The organism is Halanaerobium sp. (assembly GCF_003070835.1).
The window spans coordinates 1-7696 of the sequence record NZ_QBLR01000161.1 but is presented as its reverse complement, the minus strand read 5'-3'; the positions used below and the strand labels follow the sequence as shown (position 1 = coordinate 7696).

The following is a 7696-nucleotide window of genomic DNA, read 5'->3' as shown; positions in this document are numbered from 1 at the left end:
CTTATATACCATGTTTTTGGGGTAAAGAAAAATCATCATCCTCTGTACTTACTGTTATTAAAAGCCTCATTTGCTTCGCAATTTACTCTAATATCCGTTTTTTAAAATTTTAGCTGGAAATTTATATAAAAATTATATCAATCTTTAGTAAATCTGTCAACTTTGAATAATCACTCTTAGCTGCTGGAATCAGCTAATAATTTGAATAAAAATATCTATCTGTCCACCACAAACCCATCCTATTTCAGCCGCCTCTTTACGGGTTAAAGTCAGTTTTATTTTTTTAGATTTTCCGCTCTTGATTAAGTCTAGAGATTTTTCGATTACAGTCTTTTCATCTTTTCCTCCGCCAATACTGCCAAAAGTATCTCCGTTTTCAGTAATTAACATTTCAGTCCCTGTATTGCGGGGAGAAGAACTTTTTGCCTGAACAATAAAAGCTCGGGCCAGTTTAATATTCTCTTTTTTTAAGCTGATAATTTTTTCTAAAATCTCTTTTCGCACTACCTATCCCTCCTGACAGCAACTATCTGGGCTGCAATTGCCACCGCAATTTCTGCAGGTGTCTCACTACCTATATCAAGCCCTATTGGGGCATGTACTTCTGCCAGTTTTTCTTCACTAATTCCATCGTCCTGCAGTTGATCATAAACTGTTTTGATCTTTCGGGAACTTCCAATCATCCCAATGTAAGGAGCTTCAGAATTAATGACATTTTTTAATACCTGATAATCATGCTGATGTCCCCTGGTGACAATTACTAAATAATCATTATCTCCAATTTTTGCACTGGCAAAATAATCACTGTAAGGTAGGAGCAAAAGCTGATCAGCGGTTGGAAATCTATCAAAATTCAAAAACTCTTCTCGGTCATCCACAACTGTAATACTAAAATCTAAAAGACTGCAGATCTTAACCAGCGGCTCTGCAATATGGCCTGCTCCAAATACTATTAAATGAGGCTGGTCAACTACCGGCTCCAGAAAAAATTCCAGTTTATTATCTGAGTCTAAATTAATCTCTTTTAGCTGAGAATCAGTATTTTTTTCTTCCCCAACAGCTAAAATTTGATTTTTCAAATCTGCATTTAGAAAAAATCTCTCCAGTTCATTTTCAAGCTCATCAGATGAAAACTCTATTATTCCCTCTTCATCAAATAAAAACATCTCACCAAGTAAATTTTCGGATATTTCTTCACTTTCAATATCTGTCAGCACCGCGGTCAAAATCTTTTTACTGCCCTGTAATTCGTTGAAGACTTTTTTAAAAAAGTTTTCCATCTACTCCACATCCCTTCATTTAAAATTCTAACTTCAATAATTTAAAGTTGTTTTTAGTGAAGTTCAAGCTTCCTGTCTCAGCAATCTACTTTTTTGAAAAGCTAGAGAAAAGATTGAGTTTTCTTCATTAATCTCTATTTCATAAGCTCTGCTCAAATTTTCAGCTGTCATAACATTTTCTACCAAACCTGCGGCAATAATCCTACCCGATTTTAAAATAATTACCCGATCTGAATACTGAGCAGCAAGATTTGGATCATGTAGAGCTGTTAGTACTGTTTTCCCTTTTGCGGTCAGTTCCCGCATAATCTTTAAAATAAGGTGAGTGTTTTTAAAATCAAGGTGTGAGTTTGGCTCATCTAAAAACAAATAACTGCTTTTCTGCATCAAAGCCCGGGCTATCAATACAAGCTGTCTTTCTCCACCTGAAATTTTATTAAAGCTTTTATTCTTTAAATCTGATATCTCAAGCTCAGCTAGAATATCTTCTGCCGTCTGCCTCTCTTTTTCTCCCGGTTCTTCAGAAAATGCAAGCCAGGGATTGATTCCCATCAAAACCATGTCCAGAACCTGGTAATCAAAAACATTCTGACTTTCCTGAGGAACAACAGCAATTTTTTGAGCAATTTCTTTTTTAGTCATCTTTTTTATATTTTCTCCATCGAGTAGTATTTTTCCTGCATCAGGAGTTAATAATCCCTGCATACACTGAAAAAATGTGGTTTTACCAGATCCATTTGCCCCCAGAATAGAGATAAAGTCTCCTCTTTCTGCCTTGAAATTTATATTTTTTAATACATTGCGACCAGGATAAGAAAAATTAAGATTATTGCTTACTAACATTAATTCCACCCGCTCTCTTTTTTGGTAATTAGTAAATAGGCAAAAAATGGAGCTCCAATTAAAGCAGTTATAATACTAATTGGAATTTCTGCCCCACTTATTGTTCGGGCAAGGTTATCCATTAAAAGAAGGCTTAAGCCGCCCAGCAGTGCAGAAGCAGGCAGATAATACTTATATTTATTTCCAACTATAAACCTTGCAATATGAGGAATAACAAGCCCAATCCAGCTAACCTGTCCGGCGGCAGCAGTAGCTGCTGCAACCATGATTGTTGAAAATACAATTACAATCATTCTTATCTTTTCTGTATCAACACCAAGAGCCGCTGCTTCTTTTTCCCCTAAAGAAAAGATATTCAGCTGCCAGCGTAAAAATAAAATTACTGTTAAAGAGATAATTACTACCGGCAAGAGCAGATAAAATTCCTGCCAGCCGCTCCGAGAAAATCCGCCCATTAGATAAAAAACTATTCCCGGTAGATTCTGCATCGGATCTGCCAGATATTTTAAAAGTGAAACCAGGGCATTGGCCAGTGAAGAAACAACTATTCCGGCCAGAACCATAAACATTGCATTTTTTCCTCCCGCGAGCTTGCTTAACCAGTAAGTTAAGGCAACTGCTGCTGTACCGGTAATAAAAGCAATTAAATAAACATAAAGAATTGAACCACTGCTGTAAAGTAGTCCCAGCGCCACTCCCAGCCCTGCCCCAGCTGAAACTCCTAAAATATCAGGTGAGACCAGCGGGTTGCGAAAAATATTCTGGTAGGCAGCTCCACTGATCGAAAGAGCAGCTCCTACAAGTACAACCGTTAAAATTCTGGGCAGGCGAATATAATAAAGCACTGACCAATCCGGATTATTAAATAAGGTCTCATAATCTCTACCAAGTAAATTATTAGTAATAGCTCCCAGGTCAGATATGCTGAGCTCATAATTGCCGATCATCATTGAAATTAAAATTAAAGCTATTAAGAGCAGACCGGTTATAAATATTTTTTCAGCAGCGGTTATCTTCCTCATCGCCTAAAACGCTCCTCCCAATTCAGTAAATGTTTTTCCGTATAATGTTTGATAAAAATTGTTAACCTGTTTTTGATAATCTATGTCCTGATACTTAGCTGGATAAGCTTTTTTTGCCAGCCAGAGCTGAGCAATAAAAGCTGACGGGGAGGGGAAATCCCATGGTTCTAATTTTGATGGAACTCGATAAAGCTCGTTGTTTTTGAAAGCACTTACATTTTGATATTTATTTTCTTGGGCCAGTTCTTCTAAATCCCCATTAAAATACTGAGAAACAATTACCAACTCCGGATTCCATTCCAAAATATTTTCAGCCGATACTGTAAGAAATCCTGATTTTAATTCTGCTGCTGGATTTATTCCACCTGCATTTTCAATCAGAGCTGTCTGCATCATTTCTGCTCCAACAGAATCAGTAAATTCGGAGTTAGCAAAGTATATTTTTTTCTTTTTTGATTCTGAAAGCTCAGCTGTTTTTTTAGTTAAACTATCAATTTTATCATAGGCAGCCATCACTTCTTTTGCTTTCTCTTCTTTATTTAGAACTTTTCCTAGAAGTTCTGTGGTCTTTCGAATCTGATCCAGACTTTCAGGATTTATAATTATTGCTGTTACACCCTGTTCTTTTAATTTTTCTGCTGTTTCAAGAGCATCACGATGAGGGTATAAAATAACTAAATCTGGATTTACACTCATCGTGGTCTCTAAATTAATCCCATTTCTTTTTGAGCCAACCTGTGGCAGATCAGCTAGTTCAGGCTGTATATTAATAAACAAAGGCTGTTTATCTGTCTTAACTGAAACACCTACCAATTTATCTCCTGCATCCAGAGCCAGCACAAACTGGGTCGCTGATTTATATGTAGTTACAACTCGCTCAACATTGTCGGGGACAGTTATTTCTCTGCCCATCATATCAGTAAAATCGCGCTCCGCTTCTGCTCTGAATAGTGGACTAAAAAGTAAAAGCAGACTTAAACTAAAAATTGCTAAAATCATTTGCCAGTTTACTTCAAAATTTTCTTTTTTTAACATCAAACCACTCCCTTTTTCGTTATGTGTAACCTCATATAACGATTACATTATAACATAAAAATTCAATTAATTCAGACATTATTTCAAAAACTTATTTTAAGCTGTGATCAAAAATATCTAAACATCTATTTTTTTAATATTTCTTTGAATTCCTGATCAAAATATTTATTTTCCAGCTCAGAAAGGCATTTTTGAGCTTCTTTTCTAAAATCAGAAAATTTTTTAGTTAAAATCCTACCCTTCTCCGTAAGTTCAGAGCCTCCACCACTGCTGCCGCCCACTTTTTTGTTCAGTAATTTAAATCCCAGCCTTTTTTCAAGCTTTTTTATCAGCTTCCAGGCCTGACTGTAAGACATATTGATTTCAGCAGCTGCCTGGCGTAATGAACCCAGCTGATCAACAAGTTCTAAAATCTGGCAGGGACCATCACCAAAAAGTCTTTCCTCTTCTTCCAGCCATAATTTATAGTTTAAGCGCATTATTTCTCCCCTCTTTGAAATATTAAGCCTACTGAGATTAATCTTTTAGAACTGTCAGTTTATAATTATTTTCTTTATATTTTTGATAATCTTTTTTTAAATCTAAATCAACTGTAATTTCTGGCTGATCAGATGAATAATGAAAGATTTTATCAGGAAATACTGCAAAAAGATTGCGCAGTCCTCCTTCTCCTTTAAGTTTTAGAGCTTCCTCCCTAAGAGAGTTTTTTATTAACACTGGATGACCCTTCTGCCCCTGATATTCCGGTAAAAATATATCTGATTTTAACTCCAGACATTTTTGATAAAATTCTTTATAGATTTCAGGACCAATAAAAGGCTTATCTGCAAGTGTAAAAAGCAGATACTGATTATCCTGCGGCAGTTCATAAAGTGCTGCTTTGACTGAAGACATCATTCCCCGCTTATAATCATCATTTTCTATGATTTTAAGAATTCCACTCTTCAGTTCAGAATAATATTTTTTCTCTAAGTAACTTCTTATTCTCTTTTTTTGGGCCCCAATAACAACTTTAAGCTCTTCATCCACAATTTCAGCAGCCAGTAAATTATCAATGGTTTTCCCCAAAATAGTGTTTTCTTTTTCCCATTCAAGAAGCTGCTTTAATTCTCCCATCCGCTTTGCTTCGCCAGCTGCTAGAACTACTGCTGTCAGCATAATTAATCTTTCACCGGAACCCAGACAGAATAACCCTCTTCAGCTGTACCTTTAACTTTAAAAATTCCATTAGCTTCTGCATCAGTCATAATTTCTTCTTCAATATGGCCAGTATAATCATAATAACGGGTTTCCGCTCTGCCGGTATTAACACTTTTTTCAATAATCTTTTCACTTTCATGCTGAGTAATCATCATTACCAGTCCACTACCTGGATGTTCATCATCTCCAGTCCGAATGTAGGAATAAGTGTTTTTATCATTTGATTCACTCTCATAGGCATCTCCATAGGCAAATTTTTTGCGAGCTGCAATCAAAGTATCCAGCCTTTCTTTTAAACCGTGACTGTGATAATCTTTCCAGAAAACTGTTGGCACCCCATCTCTGCGCATTAAAATATAGCAGTAAGCCTGCATTTTGCGGTGAACAATTGCTTCAGTTCCATATTCATTTGTCCCATCACGCTCTGTATCATGATTTTCAACAAAGGTAATTGCCCTGTCTCTAAAATTATCCTGATTGACCAGGCCTTTTTCTCCCAGCCAGCGCATATCAAGCTTGCCCTGCATCATTTTTACAAAACTTTCCCTGAGGGGAAAATCAAAAACATGTAGTTTTTCCTGACCAACTGTATTCAAATAATCTGCCAGAGTTTCAGCGCTATTAACCCAGGCTTCACCTATGAAAAAAAGATCCTTATCTGTACTCTGATTGACCTCTTCAATAAAATCATGAATCATTCCATTATCAACATGTTTACTTGCATCAAAACGGAAGCCATCAAAACCAATCTCATTTACAATCCATTTGCCCCAGTTAATTACATCTTTTTTAATCTCCTGATTCTCATAATCTATGTCAGCCCCCATCAGATAATCCTCTTCATAAGAATCATCCCATTCCTTGCATTTAAAAAGAAATTCTCCGGCCCGCTGTGTTCTTTCGTCCCAGTCAACACCATCAAAAACCCGCCAGTCCAACTTCAAACTGCTATATTCGTCTCCTCTACCCTTAAAGTTGAAAATAGTCCAGACCTCAGCTTTGCTGTCATCTTTAAGCTTAACCAGCTCTTTATCATCTGCACCTAATCTGTGATTTAAAACTGCATCATAGAGAACTTTGAGACCATTTTGATGGAGTTTTTCAACTGCCTTTTCCAGCTCTTTTTTAGTTCCATACTTTGTTCTTTTAGTTCCTTTCTGTTTAAATTCCCCTAGATCCCAGAGATCATAAGTTCCATAGCCAACATCTTCTGCACCTGCTGCCCCTTTATTAGCAGGCGGCAGCCAGAGAAAATTGAAACCAACTTCTGCAATCTCAGCTGCCTGTTCGGCCAAAAGATTCCATAAATTAGCTTCTTCGGGATATTCTTCTGCATATTTACCAGTATTCATCTCCCAGTAAAAAGTCTGTAAAATAATAGGATTTTCCAATTTAGGCCCCCCCAATTTAATCTTCAGCTTAATTAAACTTTTATTTGAATTATCTAAAAACTTTAATTAAAGTTTTTACTTATTATTTATCTTATCATAAAATGAATCTTATTTACATAATTCGACAGGTTCACGGTGCGTGAACATAAATAAACATAAACGAACAGAAATAAACAGTTATAAGAACAAAATGGCCTAACGGCCACCCTACTATAGAAGTTAATTAATATTTCTTTAGTAGGGTTTTATCTTTCAAATGTGTATTTAAACTTCATTTCTGCACCACATTCAGGACATGCCACTCCTGGCATTTCTCCTTCTTTCAAATCTTTTCCCATTGCAAACTCATCTATCACATAACCTGGGACTTCATCTTCTTCCCCACACTTAGGACATTCAAATTTATACCACTCTTTGTCTGTGTCTTCTGGGGAATGGAATGGGATCTCCATATCTTCTTGCCAGTTTTTTTCTTTCATATCTTGGATCAACCTCCCAACTATTGCTTTTAATATATCTTCCTCTATCATCGGTATGTTCTATATGATACAGAAAATCATATAATGGATGCCAGATCTCATACAAAACCATCTCTTTACAACAGTTTTTACACCTTACTGGATCTTTTCCAAAACTTTTTATCATTCTTTCTCTCCAGCTTAATGATCTAGTAACTTTCTGCTCTGTGATTAATCTTAACTGTCTTCTTTTCATGTATTTCCAGAGAGCCACTATCTTTTTCACTCTTTTATTGTAGCCTCTTCTGTAGAGTCCATACCGTCTGGTCATCTTAAAATATTTGGGTGGAATATGCATTATTATTCTACCAATAAATTTCATGGCTGATAGCTCTAATTCCACTCTCTTTTTTGTTTTATGATCTTCATACCAGAACCTTACCTTTTTCCCATCATACTCTAAAATT

General features: G+C 36.1%; 10 protein-coding genes. All 10 read right to left on the bottom strand.

Features of this window, described 5'->3' with window-relative positions; translation table 11 throughout:
• Nucleotides 1-189 precede the first annotated feature (189 nt).
• Nucleotides 190-504, bottom strand: coding sequence for an XdhC family protein (locus CI949_RS13960; protein ID WP_108140755.1), 315 nt, complete (start codon nt 502-504; stop codon nt 190-192).
• Nucleotides 504-1280: an XdhC family protein gene (locus tag CI949_RS13955; RefSeq protein WP_108140757.1), complete on the bottom strand. Its 777-nt coding sequence runs from the start codon at nt 1278-1280 to the stop codon at nt 504-506. Before CI949_RS13955 ends, CI949_RS13960 begins: the two co-directional genes overlap by 1 nt.
• Before the next feature lie 63 nt (nt 1281-1343).
• Nucleotides 1344-2123 (bottom strand): ABC transporter ATP-binding protein, encoded by a 780-nt coding sequence (locus CI949_RS13950; RefSeq protein ID WP_290767418.1) that lies wholly within the window; start codon nt 2121-2123, stop codon nt 1344-1346.
• The gene (locus CI949_RS13945; protein WP_290767416.1) at nt 2123-3145 is read right to left on the bottom strand and encodes an iron ABC transporter permease; all 1023 of its coding nucleotides are present in this window, start codon (nt 3143-3145) and stop codon (nt 2123-2125) included. Before CI949_RS13945 ends, CI949_RS13950 begins: the two co-directional genes overlap by 1 nt.
• 3 nt (nt 3146-3148) lie before the next feature.
• Nucleotides 3149-4180: an ABC transporter substrate-binding protein gene (locus CI949_RS13940; RefSeq protein WP_290767415.1), complete on the bottom strand. Its 1032-nt coding sequence runs from the start codon at nt 4178-4180 to the stop codon at nt 3149-3151.
• A gap of 125 nt (nt 4181-4305) precedes the next feature.
• Complete coding sequence (locus CI949_RS13935) at nt 4306-4659, bottom strand: winged helix-turn-helix domain-containing protein (RefSeq protein ID WP_133530689.1); 354 nt, start codon at nt 4657-4659, stop codon at nt 4306-4308.
• Nucleotides 4660-4696: 37 nt separating this feature from the next.
• A complete protein-coding gene (locus tag CI949_RS13930; protein ID WP_290767412.1) occupies nt 4697-5338 on the bottom strand; it encodes a nucleotidyltransferase family protein in 642 nt (213 codons plus the stop codon).
• 2 nt (nt 5339-5340) lie between these two features.
• Entirely contained in the window at nt 5341-6771 is a 1431-nt protein-coding gene (locus CI949_RS13925; RefSeq protein ID WP_290767410.1) for an alpha-amylase, read from the bottom strand.
• Nucleotides 6772-7016: 245 nt separating this feature from the next.
• Nucleotides 7017-7250: a hypothetical protein gene (locus tag CI949_RS13920; RefSeq protein WP_108143044.1), complete on the bottom strand. Its 234-nt coding sequence runs from the start codon at nt 7248-7250 to the stop codon at nt 7017-7019.
• Nucleotides 7174-7696 (bottom strand): transposase (locus CI949_RS13915; RefSeq protein ID WP_290767408.1); only part of this gene is annotated, 523 nt, incomplete at its 5' end. The genes CI949_RS13915 and CI949_RS13920, both read right to left, overlap by 77 nt.